14 protein-coding genes are annotated in these 16500 nt (G+C 67.1%); 7 read left to right on the top strand and 7 right to left on the bottom strand.

Annotated elements, in window-relative coordinates; all coding sequences use genetic code 11:
- Positions 1-6 precede the first annotated feature (6 nt).
- Positions 7-1284, bottom strand: coding sequence for a DUF3068 domain-containing protein (locus ACQI5H_RS17100; RefSeq protein WP_427080516.1), 1278 nt, complete (start codon positions 1282-1284; stop codon positions 7-9).
- A 204-nt stretch (positions 1285-1488) separates the two neighbouring features.
- Between ACQI5H_RS17100 and ACQI5H_RS17095 the strand changes: the two genes are divergently transcribed.
- Entirely contained in the window at positions 1489-2598 is a 1110-nt protein-coding gene (locus tag ACQI5H_RS17095) for an acyltransferase family protein (protein ID WP_427080553.1), read from the top strand.
- Here the strand turns inward: ACQI5H_RS17095 and ACQI5H_RS17090 are convergent.
- The 4 genes from ACQI5H_RS17090 to ACQI5H_RS17075 form a co-directional block, all read right to left on the bottom strand.
- Positions 2564-4054, bottom strand: a complete 1491-nt coding sequence (locus tag ACQI5H_RS17090) for an AMP-binding protein (RefSeq protein WP_427080515.1) — start codon at positions 4052-4054, stop codon at positions 2564-2566. The genes ACQI5H_RS17095 and ACQI5H_RS17090 overlap by 35 nt on opposite strands.
- Complete coding sequence (locus tag ACQI5H_RS17085) at positions 4055-5032, bottom strand: phosphotriesterase-related protein (protein ID WP_076123627.1); 978 nt, start codon at positions 5030-5032, stop codon at positions 4055-4057.
- A gap of 77 nt (positions 5033-5109) precedes the next feature.
- Positions 5110-5550, bottom strand: a complete 441-nt coding sequence (locus ACQI5H_RS17080; RefSeq protein WP_427080552.1) for a YybH family protein — start codon at positions 5548-5550, stop codon at positions 5110-5112.
- A 45-nt stretch (positions 5551-5595) separates the two neighbouring features.
- The gene (locus ACQI5H_RS17075; protein ID WP_427080514.1) at positions 5596-6273 is read right to left on the bottom strand and encodes a hypothetical protein; all 678 of its coding nucleotides are present in this window, start codon (positions 6271-6273) and stop codon (positions 5596-5598) included.
- A 308-nt stretch (positions 6274-6581) separates the two neighbouring features.
- Between ACQI5H_RS17075 and ACQI5H_RS17070 the strand changes: the two genes are divergently transcribed.
- From ACQI5H_RS17070 to ACQI5H_RS17050, 5 genes are all read left to right on the top strand, one after another.
- On the top strand, positions 6582-6944 hold the full coding sequence (locus ACQI5H_RS17070; RefSeq protein ID WP_240562950.1) for a YciI family protein: 363 nt from the start codon (positions 6582-6584) through the stop codon (positions 6942-6944).
- Entirely contained in the window at positions 6941-8149 is a 1209-nt protein-coding gene (locus tag ACQI5H_RS17065) for an RNA polymerase sigma factor (protein WP_427080513.1), read from the top strand. Before ACQI5H_RS17070 ends, ACQI5H_RS17065 begins: the two co-directional genes overlap by 4 nt.
- A gap of 64 nt (positions 8150-8213) precedes the next feature.
- Positions 8214-9911, top strand: a complete 1698-nt coding sequence (locus tag ACQI5H_RS17060) for an acyl-CoA dehydrogenase (protein WP_427080512.1) — start codon at positions 8214-8216, stop codon at positions 9909-9911.
- Between the two features lie 154 nt (positions 9912-10065).
- A complete protein-coding gene (locus ACQI5H_RS17055) occupies positions 10066-10734 on the top strand; it encodes a TetR/AcrR family transcriptional regulator (protein WP_427080551.1) in 669 nt (222 codons plus the stop codon).
- Entirely contained in the window at positions 10731-11672 is a 942-nt protein-coding gene (locus ACQI5H_RS17050) for a R2-like ligand-binding oxidase (RefSeq protein ID WP_427080511.1), read from the top strand. Before ACQI5H_RS17055 ends, ACQI5H_RS17050 begins: the two co-directional genes overlap by 4 nt.
- Positions 11673-11678: 6 nt before the next feature.
- Here ACQI5H_RS17050 and ACQI5H_RS17045 read toward each other — a convergent pair whose 3' ends face one another.
- Positions 11679-13055, bottom strand: a complete 1377-nt coding sequence (locus ACQI5H_RS17045) for an NADP-dependent succinic semialdehyde dehydrogenase (protein WP_427080510.1) — start codon at positions 13053-13055, stop codon at positions 11679-11681.
- Between the two features lie 80 nt (positions 13056-13135).
- On the opposite strand from ACQI5H_RS17045, the gene ACQI5H_RS17040 reads away from it, so the two are divergent.
- A complete protein-coding gene (locus tag ACQI5H_RS17040; RefSeq protein WP_427080509.1) occupies positions 13136-14782 on the top strand; it encodes an acetolactate synthase large subunit in 1647 nt (548 codons plus the stop codon).
- A 211-nt stretch (positions 14783-14993) separates the two neighbouring features.
- On the opposite strand, the gene ACQI5H_RS17035 is transcribed toward ACQI5H_RS17040, so the two are convergent.
- Positions 14994-16442, bottom strand: a complete 1449-nt coding sequence (locus tag ACQI5H_RS17035) for a lipase maturation factor family protein (RefSeq protein ID WP_427080508.1) — start codon at positions 16440-16442, stop codon at positions 14994-14996.
- Positions 16443-16500 lie beyond the last annotated feature (58 nt).

The following is a 16500-nucleotide window of genomic DNA, read 5'->3' as shown; positions in this document are numbered from 1 at the left end:
GGGAAGCTAGGGCCGTTCGGGCGGGACCGGGGGTTCCGGCGGCCCCGCATCGGGTGGCTCGTCCGATGCCGGCGGTTCCGATCCCGGCTCCGCCGCGTCCGGGCGGGCGGCGGGCCGCTGGGTGGGCAGCTTCTCCGTCTCGGCCTCGGCGCCGGGCACCGGTTCCTCCAGCCCGGTGCGGCCGAAGAAGTCCTGATCGGCGCGGTCCAGGCCGGGGTCGGTGAGGGCGCTTTCGGTCCGCAGGCTGAACGAGGCGAGCAATCCGCCGCCGACCAGCGCGATCAAACCGACCGCGGTGAAGGTGATCGGCAGCACCCGCGACCACAGGGCCAGCCGGTCGCGTTCGTCGCGGGCCGCATTGACCTGGGCCTCGACGGTGTCTTCGGTCGAGGTGACGCGGTAGTCGGCCAGCGTCACCTCGGGCTTCAGCGGATCACGCGCGAAGTAGTGGTTCGCGTGCTCGGTCTGCTTGACGATGGTGCCCGACACGGGGTCCACCCAGAAGGTCCGCTGCGCCGCGTAGTAGCGCGTCATGGTGACCTGCTCGGCCGGATCGCCGCCCACCCCCCACATCGCCGCGGACGTGGTGACCTTGCCGTCCTCGTCGCCGGCGTACAGCGAGGGGTACTTCACCGGAGCCGTCAGCTTGCCGTCCGGGTTGTAGCCGACGTTCTGCGTGAAGCGGTAGGTGGTCAGGCCGTTGACGTCTTCCTGGCTCTCGTAGTTGACGTCGAAGGCCTTCTGCGCGATCGGGTCGAAGTAGGGGTAGGTCTTCTTCTCGGTGTGGAACGGGAATCGGTAGGACAGCCCGTCGTGCCGCAACGGGATAGCGGTCGGCGGGTTCTCGTCAGTGAAGGAGCGCGGTTTCTGCACCGAGCCACCGGTGTGGGTGTCGTCAGAGACGGCCAGCGCGGTCCTGCGGTTGAGGGTGACGGTGTCGACGATCGCCAGCAGCAGCCCGCTGTCCTTTTGCTTGTCGGTGCGCCGAACCGACGTGCCGACCTGCAGCGTGACCACGTCGGCGTTGGCGGGTGATTCGACGCTGACCTGCTGCTGGGACACCAGCGGCACGTTCTGGTTGACGACGAGGTGATCGCTGGACAAGGACGCGGAGTCGAGCGCGGTGCCGTTGCCGTCGCTGATCAGGTTGGTGTCGAGATTGAGCGGGACCTTTGTGATCCGGCTGCTGGTGTAAGTCGATAGCAGCAGGGCGGCGATCAGCAAGGCGGCTCCGAGTCCGATGATTCCGCATGCGGCGAACCGCAACATGACTGCTCGGTTCACGTTGCTGTGTCCTCCTAGTGGTCCTCAAAGTTCTCAGACTCTTCGGCCGCCCCCTCTGGCCTGACCAAGCAGCGGCAAACCCGTTTGACCCTAACAGCAGAATTTAAGGTCTCGGCTTACGAACCTAGCGACAGGCAGACTGTCAACGTGAACGATGACCAGCAGGTGGGCGGCGTCCGCAGCTTCCTGCCCGCCGTGGAGGGGATGCGCGCGTGCGCGGCCATGGGCGTCGTCGTCACGCACGTCGCCTTCCAGACGGGCCACTCGAGCGGCGTCACCGGCCGGTTGTTCGGTCGCTTCGACCTGGCGGTGGCGGTGTTCTTCGCCTTGTCGGGATTCCTGTTGTGGCGTGGCCACGCGGCGGCCGCACGAGATCTGGGATCGCGCCCGCGCACCGGCCACTACCTGCGATCGCGGGTGGTCCGCATCATGCCCGCCTACCTCGTCGCGGTGGTCGTCATCCTGTGCCTGCTGCCCGACTCCGATCACGCCAGCCCGACGGTGTGGCTGGCGAACCTGACGCTGACCCAGATTTACGTGCCGCTCACCCTGACCGGCGGCCTGACCCAGATGTGGAGCCTCTCGGTCGAGGTCGGCTTCTATCTGGCGTTGCCGATCCTCGCGTTGCTGGCCCGCCGCATCCCGGTCCGCGCCCGCATACCGGTGATCGCCGCGTTCGCCGCGCTCAGCTGGGCCTGGGGCTGGGTGCCGTTCGCGCATGCCGGCTCAGGGATCAATCCGCTGAACTGGCCGCCGGCGTTCTTCTCCTGGTTCGCCGCCGGCATGCTGCTGGCGGAATGGACCTACAGCGAGATCGGGTTGGCGCATCGGCTGGCCCGACGCCGCGTGCCGATGGCCGTGATAGCCGTGTCGGCGTACCTGGTCGCGGCCGCCCCGCTGGCCGGCCCGGAGGGGCTGATTCCGGGCACCGCCACGCAGTTCGCGGTGAAGACCGCGGCGGGTTCACTCGTGGCTTTCGCACTGGTTGCGCCGTTGGTGCTGGACCGGCCCGATACGCCACACCGGGTGCTGGGCAGCACCGGCATGGTCACGCTGGGACGCTGGTCCTACGGGCTTTTCATCTGGCACCTGGCCGCATTGGCCATGGTTTTCCCGGTGATCGGGACCTTCCCGTTCACCGGGCGAATGGTGGAGGTGTTGGTGTTGACGCTGATCTTCGGTTGGGCGATCGCCGCCGTCAGCTACGGGCTGGTCGAGTCGCCCTGCCGGGAAGCCTTGCGGCGCTGGGAGAAACGCGAGAAGCCGGCGGACGCCAGGGTCATAGACGCTGAGGCGGACGCGATCGCCCCATGATCTCGGCACGGACGGCCGACCGCCTCGCCTTGCCGGCGTCGTCGCGCAGCGGGGAGCCGACGAATTCTATGAAGTCGGGGGTGGGCGGCACCTTGTACGACGAAATGCGTTCGCGCAGAAACTCTTTCACGCCCGCCTCGTCCAGCGCCGATCCGTCGGCGACGTGCACCAGGGCGTAGGGCACCTGGCCCAGGTCGCCGGCGTTCGGGTCGGGGACACCGACGACCAGGCAGGACAACACGTCCGGGTGCGCCGAGAGCGCGTTCTCGATTTCGGCGGGATACACGTTGCGGCCGCCCACGGTGAACATGTCGACCCGGCGATCCGACAGGTAGAGGTATCCGTCGTCGTCGAAGTAGCCGAGGTCGCCCAGCGAGTCCCAGCCGTCGCGCGACTTCGCCGTCACGCCGATGTAGCGGTAGGTCGGCGCGCTGCCCGGGCTGGGCCGCATATAGATCTCGCCGACGACCCCGGGCGGGCAGGGGTTGCCGTCGTCGTCGAGCACCTTCATCTCCCCGGCGACCACGACGCCGACCGAGCCGCGATGGGTCAGCCACTGGTCGCCGGAGATGAACGTCAAAGCCTGTAATTCGGTGCCGCCGTAGAGTTCCCAGACGGCTTCGGGGCCCAGCAACTCGATCCACGCCTGCTTGATGGCCGGCGGGCACGGCGCGCCCATGTGCCAGAACCGCCGGATCGACGACAAGTCATAGGAGCCGGGGTCGGCGTGGTAGACCGGCAGCGCGCGCTGCATGATCGTCGGCACCACCGTCAGGAACGTGACGCGATGGTCGGCGATCAGCCGGAGGAACCCGTGCGGGTCGAACCGGCTCATCAACACCAGATGCTGGCCCATCACCAAGCCGATCGTCGCGGTGGTGAAGCCGGTGTTGTGGGACAGCGGGATCGGCACCAGGGTGGTGTCGCCCTCCTGCGCGCCCAGCGGATAGCCGATGGCCGCCGGAATCCGGCTGTCGCCGCCGGATTCGATGAGCTTGGGCCGCCCGGTGCTGCCGCCCGAGCCCATCGCTTTCCACACCGGCGAGACCGCTTCCGGCAACGCGGCGTCGGACAACGCCGGGTCGGGAACGAAACCGGTTGGCACGCTTGGGATGCCGGCGTGCTCGCGACCGACGAGCAACGCGGGCGGGCGCAGGTCCAGCAGGCCCTGCAGCTCGGCGTCCGGCAGCCGCGCGGACAGGGGCTGGGGAACCGCGCCCAGCCTCCAGCAGGCCACCGCCGCCTGGATCCACTCGATCGAGTTGGGCAGCACAATCGTCACGTAGTCGCCGACGCCGACGCCGCGCTCGGCGTAGGCGCGGGCCAGCCGGTTCGTCGAGCGATCGAGCTCGGCGCGGGTGATGGTCAGCCCGTCGCACGTGACCGCGGGCTCGTCGGGAGCGAGTTCGGCCAGCGCCGATATCTGCGAACCGATCGGGGGGACCGGCTCGGTCATTTAGTAGGCGCCCTGTCGCTCGAAGATGCGGCGTGGGTTGTCGACCAGCATGGTGTGCAGCTGTTCGTCGGTGACGCCGCGCTCCTTCAGCGCTGGGATCACGTCGTTGTGGATGTGCAGGTAATGCCAGTTGGGCGCGGCCACCGGCAGCAGCTCCTCGGGGATCGCGTCGAAGTAGCAGTTGGCGTCGTGGGACAGCACCATCTTGTCGGCGTGGCCGCGCTCGCACATTTGTGCCACCGTGTTCACCCGGTCCTCGAACGGCAGGAACACGTCGATGCCGAATCGGTCCATCCCGATGTAGGAGCCGGCGCCGATCAGCTCCTCGAGGTAGTCGAGGTCGGTGGTGTCGCCGGAGTGGCCGATCACCACACGGCTCAGGTCGACGCCCTCCTCCTCGAAGATGCGTTGCTGCTCGAGGCCGCGCCGCATCCCTGCGTGAGTGTGCGTGGAGATCGGCACCCCCGTGCGCTTGTGCGCCTGCGCGACCGCGCGCAGCACGCGCTCCACGCCCGGGGTCACGCCGGGTTCGTCGGTGGCGCATTTGAGGATCCCGGCCTTGATGCCGGTGTCGGCGATGCCCTCTTCGATGTCGCGGACGAACATGTCGGTCATGATCTCCGGGCCGTCCATCGGCGTGCCCGGACCCAGGTAGTGGAAGCGGAACGGGACGTCGTTGTAGGTGTAAAGCCCGGTCGCCACAACGATATTCAGGTCGGTCGCGGCCGCGACGCGCGCGATGCGCGGGATGTAGCGGCCCAGCCCGATGACGGTGAGGTCGACGATGGTGTCCACCCCGCGGGCCTTGAGCTCGTTGAGCCGGTCGATGGCGTCGGCCACCCGCTTTTCCTCGTCGCCCCAGGCTTCCGGATAGTTCTGGGCGATCTCGGTGGTCATGATGAACACGTGCTCGTGCATGAGCGTTACGCCGATATCGGCGGTATCGATGGGGCCGCGCGCGGTATTGAGTTCTGACACGTGACTGACTCTAAAGCTCCGGCGCGTGGTTTGGCACCGGCCTAGATGGAATCCAGGCCGGCCCATGGAAGTTGATCTCAGGGCTGAAGGTCGGTGGCCGCGCGGTACGAGCCGTCCATGTAGAACGGCGTCGAGTCGTGTCGGTGCGTGATGAGCCACGACCCGTCGACGCGGCGTAGACCGAAGGTCGAGCGGATCCACAACGTGATCAATTGATCCTGACCAACGGGCGTCATCCTCATCTGGGTGAGGGTGTGCGCTAAGGCAAGGTCGCCGTCTTGGCTCACGACCGGATCGCGAAACGTGACCTGGACCGGACCATCGAATCCCGCGAACCAGGCGCGAATACCGTCGACGGTGCCGTACGGCGTGTCGGGGCCCTGCTGCAGTGGCGGCGCGAGCGAATACGCCACCAGATCGTCGGCATAGAGCGCGAACAGGCCGTCCGCGTCATGCGCCGCATGGGCGGCCGCGAACTTGTCGAGGACGGCGTGAACTTCGGTTCCAGCGTGGCTGATCTTAATGGTGTGATCCCTTCTCCGTGGGCACCACGACGGGCGCCTTTAACCGGATGTCGAAGCTGGCTCGCCAGTTTCGACACGGGAGCGCAATACTTGGTCCTCGTCGGCAGCAAATGACACTGAAATGTCGCTGAGTTGAGCGCAAATCATCGTCAACCCGGGGATGGGTCGATGTCCGGGCACCGCCAACATCACCCTGCGAAAGGTCGGAAAAATCAGCCCGTCGACCTCGCGGTGGCGGCAGGTGAAATGCGCTGCCTTCAGCGGGATCGGCAGCAGCCGGGCGAGCAGCCGCGCTTCGGCGAACACGTCGGGTAAGTAGTCGTGGCGGCGTATCAGCCCACGATCATCGATGTAGAAGGTCTCGTGGTGGCAATGCGAGTCAAATCCTTGTGGGTATTCGACTTCGAGCCGACGCCAGATCTCGTTGTCGCCTCGCCAGTCCTCGCCGCGCCGCACCTGAAATCCTGGCTGCGTCATGCGGTAGGGATGTGACATGTAATTGGACATCGCGTACCCCACGAAATAGGCCGAATCGATGACGTCCCACCAGCGGATGCGGCGGAACGCGCCGAGGCCGCCAAACCCACGCCGGGCTTGGGTGCGACGCTCGATTGCCTTGCCGTGCGCCTCTACCAGCACCTCGTCGTGGGAGAAGCTGCAGGTGAGCTCGGGGCTCGGAAAGCCATGCATCACATTGCGAAGGCCGTGAATATCCACCTGCTGGTGGTAGTGGTAGTCCTCGAGTGGCCGAGCCGGGAACTTCCACGTCGGCAACAAACCCCGCACCTGCACGTGTGAGCTGACTGTTTGAGCCTTGGCCCAGCGCGCGGCTCCGCCATGGGCCTCCACCACCTCCGACAGCAGAGCAGCGCCTCGAGTCGCTGCGAGGTCTGACTTCATCGTTGGATCCCTTCTCCCGGGCTCCAGGAAGCGGAGCCTTTAAAGGGGTGACGAAACCGGCGAGCCAGTTTCGACACAGGAGCGCAATACTTCGTCCAAACTCACCGGAGGCCGTCGTGAAATACATGATCTTGATTCAGAGCAACCCGCAGTTCGTCGAGCGCTGGCAGGCACTGCCCAAGGAGCAGCGTGATCGATTCGGCCGCGACCACCTCGCGCTGACCGCCGAGCTCGCCGAGTCCGGCGAACTGGTGGCGAGCGAAGGTCTTGCGGATCCGGCGCTCGCGAAGCGCGTCACCGTCGCGGGCGACCAGACCATGATCAGTGACGGGCCGTTCGCCGAGGCGAAGGAGCACCTGGCCGGCTTCCTGCTCGTCGACTGCGACGGCGAGGACCGCGCGTTGGCGATCGCGGCGCGGGTGCCCGACGCCGTCTGGGGTTTCGTAGAGGTCCGGCCGGTGCTCGATTTGAGCGGGTGGGAGATGTGACGCCAAGCGAGGCTGCCATCGCCGGCCTGCTGCGCGAGCTCGCTCCACGCGTGCTTGGTGTGCTCGTGCGCCGTAATGGCAACTTCGACGACTGCGAGGACGCCGTGCAGGAGGCGCTGCTCGCCGCCGCGGTCAGCTGGCCGGTCGACGGCGTACCGAAGAACCCGACCGGCTGGCTGATCACGACTGCGTCGCGGCGGCTGGTCGAAACCTGGCGGAAGGAGGCCGCACGTCGGCGCCGCGAAGACGCGTACGCGCTCGAACCCGCGCCGGGCGACGTGTCACAGTCCGACGACACGTTGGCCCTGCTGTTCCTGTGCTGTCACCCCGAGCTGGCCGTCCCGTCACAGGTTGCGCTGACGCTGCGCGCACTCGGCGGCCTGACCACGGCCGAGATCGCGCGCGCCCTGCTCCTGCCGGAGGCGACCGTCGGGCAGCGCATCAGCCGGGCCAAGGCACGTATCCGCCAGACGGGTGCAGAGTTTCGAATGCCCACCGCGTGCGAGCGCGACGAGCGGCTGCCCGCGGTGCTGCACACGCTGTACCTGATCTTCAACGAGGGCTACATCGCGACGTCGGGCCAGGCCCTGAATCGCGTGGAGCTGACTTCCGAAGCCATCAGATTGACCCGGCAGCTGCGGGTGAGCCTCCCTGACGAGGGTGAGGTCGCCGGGTTGCTCGCGCTCATGCTGCTCACGGACGCTCGACGCGGCGCCCGCACCGGCCCGGACGGGTCGCTGATTCCGCTGGCCGAGCAGGACCGCCGCCGGTGGGATCGGACCGCCATCGCCGAGGGAGTCGCGATCATCGAGGCGACGCTGCCAGTCGCAAAGCCTGGGCCCTACCAGCTGCAGGCGGCGATCGCCGCCGTGCACGACGAGGCCGCCGACGCCGGCGCGACCGACTGGCCGCAGATCCTCGCTTTGTATGACGTGCTCGCGGCGCTCGCACCTGGACCGATGGTCGCGCTCAATCGAACCGTCGCCATTGCGATGGTGCGTGGTCCGGCCGCCGCCCTCGCCGAACTCGATGACGTGGCGGCGGACCCCGCCCTTAGCGGACATCATCGCGTCGATGCCGTGCGGGCTCATCTGCTCGATGAGCTCGGCGACCGAGAGGCTGCGCGCGAGTACTACCTTCGGGCCGCCCAACGCACCCGCAGCCTGCCCGAGCGGAGTTACCTGCTGGCGCGCGCGACGCGCTGATGGTCAGCCGGCAGATTTGCCGGGCGCTCCCCGACGGCTGCGTTAGTGCAGTACCGTCCAGCGCATGTTGCTCAATCCCAACCACCTGCAACGCCGCTACCCGGACCGTCGCTCGGGCGAGATCATGGCCGCGACCGTCGACTTTTTCGAGTCCCGCGGAAAGGCCCGGCTCAAGCACGACGACCACGAGCGCACGTGGTACTCCGACTTTCTGGACCACGTGGGACGCGAGCGCATCTTCGCGTCGCTGCTGACGCCGGCCGCGTACGGCGCGGCGGACTGTCGCTGGGACACCTATCGGATCAGCGAGTTCGCCGAAATCCTGGGCTTCTACGGGCTGAGCTATTGGTATCCGTTCCAGGTCACCGCCCTTGGCCTGGGCCCGATTTGGATGAGCGCCAACGAGGACGCCAAGCGCAAGGCCGCGGCGCAGCTGGAGGCCGGCGAGGTGTTCGCCTTCGGCCTGTCCGAGCAGACCCACGGCGCCGACGTCTACCAGACGGACATGATCCTGACGCCTTCGGAGAACGGTTGGGTCGCCAATGGCGAGAAGTACTACATCGGCAACGCCAACGTCGCACGGATGGTCTCCACCTTCGGCAAGATCGACGGTTCTGACGAATACGTGTTCTTCGCCGCCGACTCCCAACACGACCGCTACGACCTGATCAAGAACGTGGTGAACTCGCAGAACTTCGTCGCCAACTACGCGCTGCGCGACTACCCGGTGACCGAGGCCGACATCCTGCACCGCGGGCCCGGCGCCTTCCACGCCGCCCTGAATACGGTCAACGTCTGCAAGTACAACCTGGGCTGGGGCGCGGTCGGCATGTGCACCCACGCCATGTACGAGGCGGTCACCCACGCGTCCAACCGCTACCTGTACGGGACCGTCGTCACCGACTTCAGCCACGTGCGCCGGCTGCTGATCGACGCCTACGTACGGCTGATCGCCATGAAGCTGGTGGCCACCCGCGCGTCGGATTACATGCGCAGCGCCTCGGCCGAGGATCGTCGCTACCTGCTGTACAGCCCGTTGACCAAGGCGAAGATCACCAGCGAAGGCGAGCGGGTGATCACCGCCCTGTGGGACGTCATCGCCGCCAAGGGCGTGGAGAAGGACACCATCTTCGAGGCGATGGCCCGCGAGATCGGGCTGCTGCCCCGGCTCGAAGGCACCGTCCACATCAACATCGGGCTGCTCGCCAAGTTCATGCCCAATTTCCTGTTCGCCCCCAATGGCGAGCTTCCCGTGATCGGCCGTCGCGACGATGCGGCCGACGACTCGTTCCTGTTCGCCCAGGGACCCACCGGCGGACTGGGCAAGGTGCGCTTCCATGATTGGCGCGCGTCGTTCGACAGCTTTGCCCACCTCTCCAATGTCGCGCTGCTGCGCGAGCAGATCGACGTGCTCACCGACATGCTCGCCAGCGCCACCCCGGATGCGGTGCAGCAGAAGGACATTGACTTCGCGTTCGCCGTCGGTCAGCTCTTCGCGACGGTGCCCTACGCCCAGCTCATCCTCGAGGAGGCGGCGCTGTCCGGTGTGGACGACGCCTTGATCGACGAGATCTTCGCCGTGTTGGTCCGCGACTTCAACGGCTACGCCGTCGAGCTCAACGACAAGCCCTCGACGACGGACGCCCAGGCCCGCTTCGCGACGCGGATGATCCGCCGTCCGGCCCACGACCGCGCGCGCTACGACCAGATCTGGAAGGAACACGTGCTGCCGCTCAGTGGTGCGTATGCGATGCGTCCCTGACGTCGAGCCCCGCCGAACGTGCGCCTGGCCGCACGCTCGGCGCCCAGCGTGCGGCTGGCCGCACGTTCGAACCTGAGAGACCTCCGTCAGACCCCTTGACTGTGAGCTAGCTCACCGTAAAATGACCAGTGGTCATCGACGCGAGGAGGCCACATTGCCGACGGTGACATGGGCAAGAGTCGACCCCGCTCGCCGCGCGGCCGTGATCGAAGCCGCGGAAGCCGAGTTCGGGGCGCACGGATTCTCCCGGGGCAGCCTGAACGTCATCGCGCGCAAGGCCGGGGTCGCCAAGGGCAGCCTCTTCCAATACTTCGCGGACAAGCGCGACCTCTACGCTTTCATCGCCGACATCGGCAGCCAGCGGGTGCGCGCCTACATGGAGGACCGCATCCGTGAGCTCGACCCGAGCCGGCCGTTCTTCGACTTTCTCACCGACTGGCTCGACGCGTGGGTGGCCTACTTCGCGGACCACCCGCATGAACGCGCGCTGCACGCCGCGGCCACGCTGGAAGTCGACACGGAGGCCCGCGTCAGCGTGCAGAACGTCATCCACCGCCACTATCTGGATGTCATGCGTCCGCTCGTCCGCGACGCGCACAAGCGGGGCGACTTGCGTGCGGATTGCGATACCGACGCGCTGCTGTCCTTGCTGCTGTTGATCTTTCCGCACCTCGCGCTGGCACCGTACATGCGCGGCCTGGACCCCGTCCTCGGGCTCGATGAGCCCACCCCGGAGCAGCCGGCCCTGGCCGTGCGCCGGCTCGTCTCGGTGCTGTCCGCCGCCTTCTCCCCTCGAGCCGTCCACATCAAGGAGGTCACATGACACGCACAAGTTCAAATTCCATGGTTAGGGGCGGACTCAACTGGGACAGCTTGCCGCTCAAGCTGTTTGCCGGTGGCAACGCCAAGTTCTGGAATCCGGCCGACACCGACTTCTCCCGCGATCGCGCGGACTGGGAGGCGCTGACCGACGACGAGCGCCACTACGCCACTCGGCTGTGCGCCGAGTTCATCGCCGGCGAGGAAGCGGTGACCGAGGACATCCAGCCGTTCATGGCCGCGATGCGCGCCGAGGGCCGGCTGGGCGACGAGATGTACCTGACGCAGTTCGCGTTCGAGGAGGCCAAGCACGTGCAGGTGTTCCGCATGTGGCTCGACGCCGTCGGCATCACCGACGACCTGCACGAGTATCTCGAAGACGTCCCCACGTACCGCACGATCTTCTACGAGGAGCTGCCGGCCTGCCTCAACGCCTTGACGACCGACCCCTCACCGGCCGCCCAGGTCCGCGCGTCCGTCACCTATAACCACATGGTCGAGGGCATGCTGGCGCTCACCGGCTACTTCGGCTGGCACAAGATCTGCGTGGAACGCGGCATCCTGCCGGGCATGCAGGAGCTGGTGCGGCGCATCGGTGACGACGAGCGCCGCCACATGGCGTGGGGCACCTTCACCTGCCGCCGCCATGTCGCCGCCGACGACGCGAACTGGGGCGTCTTCGAAAACCGCATGAACGAGCTGATGCCGCTCGGGCTGCGCCTCATCGAAGAGGGCTTCGCCCTTTACGACCCGATGCCCTTCGGCCTGTCGGTGGACGAGTTCATGCAGTACGCCGCCGACAAGGGGATGCGGCGCTTCGGCACGATCAACAGCGCACGCGGGCGACCGCTCGCCGAGATCGACCTCGACTACTCGCCGGTGCAGCTGGAGGACACCTTCGCCGACGAGGACGAGAAGGCGCTGGCGGGGGCGTCGGCCTAGCCGCGTCTACCCGACCCAGACCGTCTTGGCGTTGCAGAATTCTCGGATGCCGAGGCCGGCGAGTTCGCGGCCGTAACCGGAGCGCTTGACGCCACCGAACGGCAGCTCCGGGTACGACACCGTCATGCCGTTGATGAAGACCTGGCCCGCCTCGATGCCGTCGATGAAGCGCTGCTGCTCGGCCTCGTCGTCGGTCCAGGCGTTGGACCCCAGCCCGAAGGTCGTGGCGTTGGCGATCTCGATGGCTTCGTCGACGTCCTCGACGCGGTAGATCGAGGCGACCGGGCCGAACACCTCCTCGGTGTAGAGCGCCATGTCCTTGGTGATGTCGGTGACCACCGTCGGCGGGTAGAACCAGCCCGGCCGGTCGAGACGCTCTCCGCCGCAACGGATTACCGCGCCAGCCGCGGCGGCATCCTCGACCTGCTTGGCGACCTCGTCGCGCCCCGACTCGGTGGCCAGCGGGCCCACGTCGGTGTCCGGGTCGGTCGGGTCGCCGACCCGCAGCCCGGCCATCCGCTCGACGAATTTCTCGACGAACGCGTCGTAGATGTCGGCGTGGGCGATGAAGCGTTTGGCCGCGATGCAGGACTGCCCGTTGTTCTGCACCCGGGCGGTGACCGCGGTCTTGACCGCCTCGTCCAGGTTCGCCGAGGGCATCACGATGAACGGGTCGCTGCCGCCGAGCTCGAGCACCGTGGGTTTGATCTCGTCGCCGGCGATGGCGCCGACCGACTGGCCCGCCGGCTCGCTGCCGGTCAGCGTGGCTGCCGCGACGCGGGGATCGCGCAGGATGGTCTCCACTGCGCTGGAGGGAACCAGCAGCGTCTGGAAGCAGCCCTCCGGGAAGCCCCCGCGCGCGATCACGTCGCCGAGATACAGCGCGCACTGCGGGACGTTCGACGCGTGCTTGAGGATCCCGACGTTGCCCGCCATCAGCGCCGGCGCGGCGAAGCGAACGGCCTGCCACAGCGGGAAGTTCCACGGCATAATGGCCAGCACCACCCCGATCGGCTGGTAGCGGGTGTAGGCCTTTTTCGCGCCGACCTTCGACGCGTCGGCCGGCTCGTCGGCCAGCAGCCTCTCGGCGTTCTCGGCGTAGTAGCGAAAACCCTTGGCGCACTTGATTGCCTCGGCCTTGGCTGATGCCAGCGTCTTGCCCATTTCCAGGGTCATCATCTCGGCGGTCTTGTCCGCCTCGGCCTCCAGCAGGTCGGCGGTGGCGTTGGCCCACTCGGCGCGCTGGGCGAAGGTGGTGGAGTGCCGGTAGTCGAGGAACCGCTCGTGGGCGCGCGCGATGGCGGCCTGGACTTCGTCGTCGGTTGCCGGGGTGAAGGTCTGGACTGTCTCGCCGGTGGCCGGATTGATCGTGGCGATAGGCACGTTGGCATCCTTCGGTTGCAATGGTTTGAGAAACGTCCACCATCCAGACTGCCACTATCGTGGCCAAAGGGAGGTGCCGGATGATTAAAGCCGCCGAGCTGATGGTCAAGTGCCTGGAGAACGAGGGCGTTTCCGTGGTCTTCGGGCTCCCCGGCGAGGAGAACATCCGCTTCGTGCAGGCGCTGGCCGCCTCGAACATCCGCTACGTGCTCACCCGGCACGAGCAGGCGGCCTCGTTCATGGCGGAGATGTACGGACGGGTCACCGGCCGGGCGGCGGTGGTGTCGTCCACCCTGGGCCCGGGTGCGATCAACATGCAACTCGGGGTCGCGGACGCCACCACCAACAGCACCCCCATGGTCGCGATCTCCGCGCAGGTGGGCCAGGACCGCCAGTACAAGGAGTCGCACCAGTACGTCGACCTGGTGTCGATGTTCGCCCCGATCACCCGGTGGGCCGCCGGTATCCCGACGACACGCGCCATACCGGAGATGTTCCGCAAGGCGTTCAAGCTCGCCGAGGCCGAACGCCCCGCCGCCGTCTATCTGGCGGTGCCCGAACACATCGATGCCGACGACACCGACTATGACCTGACCCCGTTGCCACGCAACGTCGTCCGCGCCGAGGCGCCGGCGTTTCGGCAGGTGGCGCGCGCGGTCGACATTCTGCGCGAGGCCAAACGCCCGGTGGTGCTGGCCGGGCACGGCGCGGCCCGCGCCGGGGCAACCGCCGCGCTGGTGCGGTTCTCCGAGGAATTCCGCATCCCGGTGGCCAACACCTTTCACGGCAAGGGCGTGATGCCCGACGACCACCCCAACGGCATCGGGACGCTGGGGTTCATGCGGCACGACTACGTCAACTTCGGGTTCGACAACGCCGACGTGGTCGTCGCGGTCGGCTACGAGCTGCAGGAATTCGACCCGGTCCGGATCAACCCGAAGGCCGACAAAAAGATCATCCACATCCATCGTTTCCCGGCCGAGGTCGACGCGCACTATCCCGTCGACGTCGGGATCATCGGCGACATCAGCGCCTCGCTCGACGCCGTTCGGGAGGCGCTCGGCGGGCACCGCTTCGACGCCGACCCGGAGATACCCGGTTCCGGCCTGCTTGCCGAGGAATTCGCTCGGGGACAACAGGATTCGCGCTATCCGCTGGCGCCGCAGCGGGTGGTCGCCGACACCCGCGCCGCGCTGGGCCGCAGCGACGTCGTCCTGGTGGACACCGGCGCCACCAAGATGTGGATGGCGCGGCTGTACCCGACGTTCGAATGCAACACGTGTTTGGTCTCAAACGGCTTGTCCACCATGAGTTTTGCACTGCCCGGCGCGCTGGGTGTCAAGCTGGCGCGCCCCGAGTGCAAGGTGCTGGCCGTCGTGGGCGACGGCGCGTTCATGATGAGCTCCCAGGAGATCGAGACGGCCGTTCGGGAACGAATACCGTTGGTGGTGTTGATTTGGGAGGACGGCGGGTACGGCCTCATCGAATGGAAGATGGACCTCGAACTCGGTGAGCATCACTACGTGAGGTTTACCAACCCCGACATCGTCACCTACGCGGAAAGCTTCGGCGCCAAGGGATATCAGATCAAGAGTGCCGATGAACTTTTGCCGACGCTGAAGGCCGCGCTCGACGACGACGGCGTGTCGCTGATCAATTGCCCGGTCGACTACTCGGAGAACCTGCGGTTGACCGACCGGCTCGGCGAGCTGGACGAGACGCTGTGATCCGAGGGGCGCTCCTTTGAGGCCGAAATACGCCCGTCACACGTGTCCCGGCGGCAAGGGCAGCGACTGTTTGCCCGCCTCACAGCGACAACTCGACAGCCTCCCTCCGACCAGGCCCAGGTCCCAAACACTTGGGTTGTCGCTGTGAGGTGGGCAAACACCCCATCACCTTTCGCGGAGACTCATGGGGCAGATGTGACACCGGCCGGCGTCAGCGGCTGTGCAGATTCGTCGAGCGCTGCAGCGCCATGGGCCGGACGTAACCGCCGATCAGCGTGCGATGCCACCATGCCCGGTCGCGGCGCAGCTCGGCCCAGGTCGTGAAGCGGTACTGGTAGAGCTGCGCGCGCACGTACCGGGGCGCCGACTCGGGGAAAGGGTTGCGCCGCAACAAACGCAGCGTCGCTCGATCGTTGCGCAGCAGCCGCTGCAGCAGGGGCGTCAGCCACTGGTGGGCGTAGCCGGGTGAGATGGCCGCGAACCACATCAGCCAGTCCAGCCGCAGGTGATACGGCGCCCACTGCCCGGGCAGCCGGCGCACCGAACCGGGCTTGCCCTTGAATTCGTATTCCTTCCAGACGGTGTTCGGGGCGAGCCGCTCCTCATCGGTGCCTTCGATCACCACCTCGCGGCGGACGCGGCCGATGCTGCCGAAGGCGCCGTAGGTGTTCACCAAATGAAATGGGTTGAACGACATGTTCATTCGCTGGTGCGACGACAGCATGTTGCGCACCGGCCAGTAGGTCATGAACAGCACGGCTGCGGTGCAGGCGACCACCACGGCGGCGAACCATTGCGGCATCGGCGACAGCGCCGGATGCGCGGGCATCGGAAGAACCGCCGCCACGGACGAGTCGTCGATGGCGCTGAAAGCCAGGATGATCGTCACCCAGTTGAGCCACGCGAAGTTGCCCGACGCCACCAGCCACAGCTGGGTGACCACCACGATCGCCGCGGCGACGCTGGCCACCGGCTGTGGCGCGAACAACCCGAACGGCACAACGAGCTGGGCGAAATGGTTGCCCGCCACCTCGATCCGATGCAGCGGCCTGGGCAGGTGATGGAAGAACCAGCTCAACGGCCCCGGCATCGGCTGGGTTTCGTGGTGGTAGTACAGGCAGGTCAGATCGCGCCAGCATGGATCGCCGCGCATCTTGATCAGCCCGGCGCCGAACTCCACACGGAACAGCAGCAAGCGCGCCATCCACAACGTCAGGATCGGGGGTGCGACGCGGTCGTTGCCGAGAAAGATCGCCAGGAAGCCGGCCTCCAGCAGCAGCGATTCCCAGCCGAACGAGTACCACGTCTGCCCGACGTTGACGATGGAAAGGTAGAGCACCCACAGCGACAGCCACATCAGCATCGTGGCCCAGAGCGGCACCAGGTTGGCCGCGCCGGCGAGGATCGCCGCCGACAGCGCCGCGCCGAACCACGAGACGCCAGCGAACCACCGGTCGGAGTAGCGGAGATGAAAGATGCTCGGCGTTCGCCAGAACGTCTGCCCGGCCAAAAACCGGGGCACCGGCAGGATTCCGTGCTCGCCGATGAGCGCGCGAAACTGCAGGGCCGCCGCGAGGAACGCGATCAGGTACAGCGCTGCGGCGCCGCGCTCGAGCACCAGCCTGCCCAGCCAGTACTCGGGCGCGGAGATCCATCCCATGGCCGTAACTCCTCGGACGGTGGCGATTGCACCAACCCGCGTATCCAGTCAACCAGCA

The sequence above is a fragment of the Mycobacterium heidelbergense genome (assembly GCF_050205645.1).
GTDB classification, from domain to species: domain Bacteria; phylum Actinomycetota; class Actinomycetes; order Mycobacteriales; family Mycobacteriaceae; genus Mycobacterium; species Mycobacterium heidelbergense_A.
The sequence above is the reverse complement of the archived record's forward strand: the minus strand, read 5'-3'. Positions and strand labels throughout refer to the sequence as shown.

Bases quoted from the DNA above. Each gene is read 5' to 3' on its own strand.
- ACQI5H_RS17040 (WP_427080509.1), top strand. From the start codon at position 13,136: ATGATTAAAGCCGCCGAGCTGATGGTCAAGTGCCTGGAGAACGAGGGC.
- ACQI5H_RS17035 (WP_427080508.1), bottom strand. From the start codon at position 16,442: ATGGGATGGATCTCCGCGCCCGAGTACTGGCTGGGCAGGCTGGTGCTC.
- ACQI5H_RS17070 (WP_240562950.1), top strand. From the start codon at position 6,582: ATGATCTTGATTCAGAGCAACCCGCAGTTCGTCGAGCGCTGGCAGGCA.
- ACQI5H_RS17090 (WP_427080515.1), bottom strand. From the start codon at position 4,054: ATGACCGAGCCGGTCCCCCCGATCGGTTCGCAGATATCGGCGCTGGCC.
- ACQI5H_RS17050 (WP_427080511.1), top strand. From the start codon at position 10,731: ATGACACGCACAAGTTCAAATTCCATGGTTAGGGGCGGACTCAACTGG.
- ACQI5H_RS17060 (WP_427080512.1), top strand. From the start codon at position 8,214: ATGTTGCTCAATCCCAACCACCTGCAACGCCGCTACCCGGACCGTCGC.
- ACQI5H_RS17095 (WP_427080553.1), top strand. From the start codon at position 1,489: ATGCGCGCGTGCGCGGCCATGGGCGTCGTCGTCACGCACGTCGCCTTC.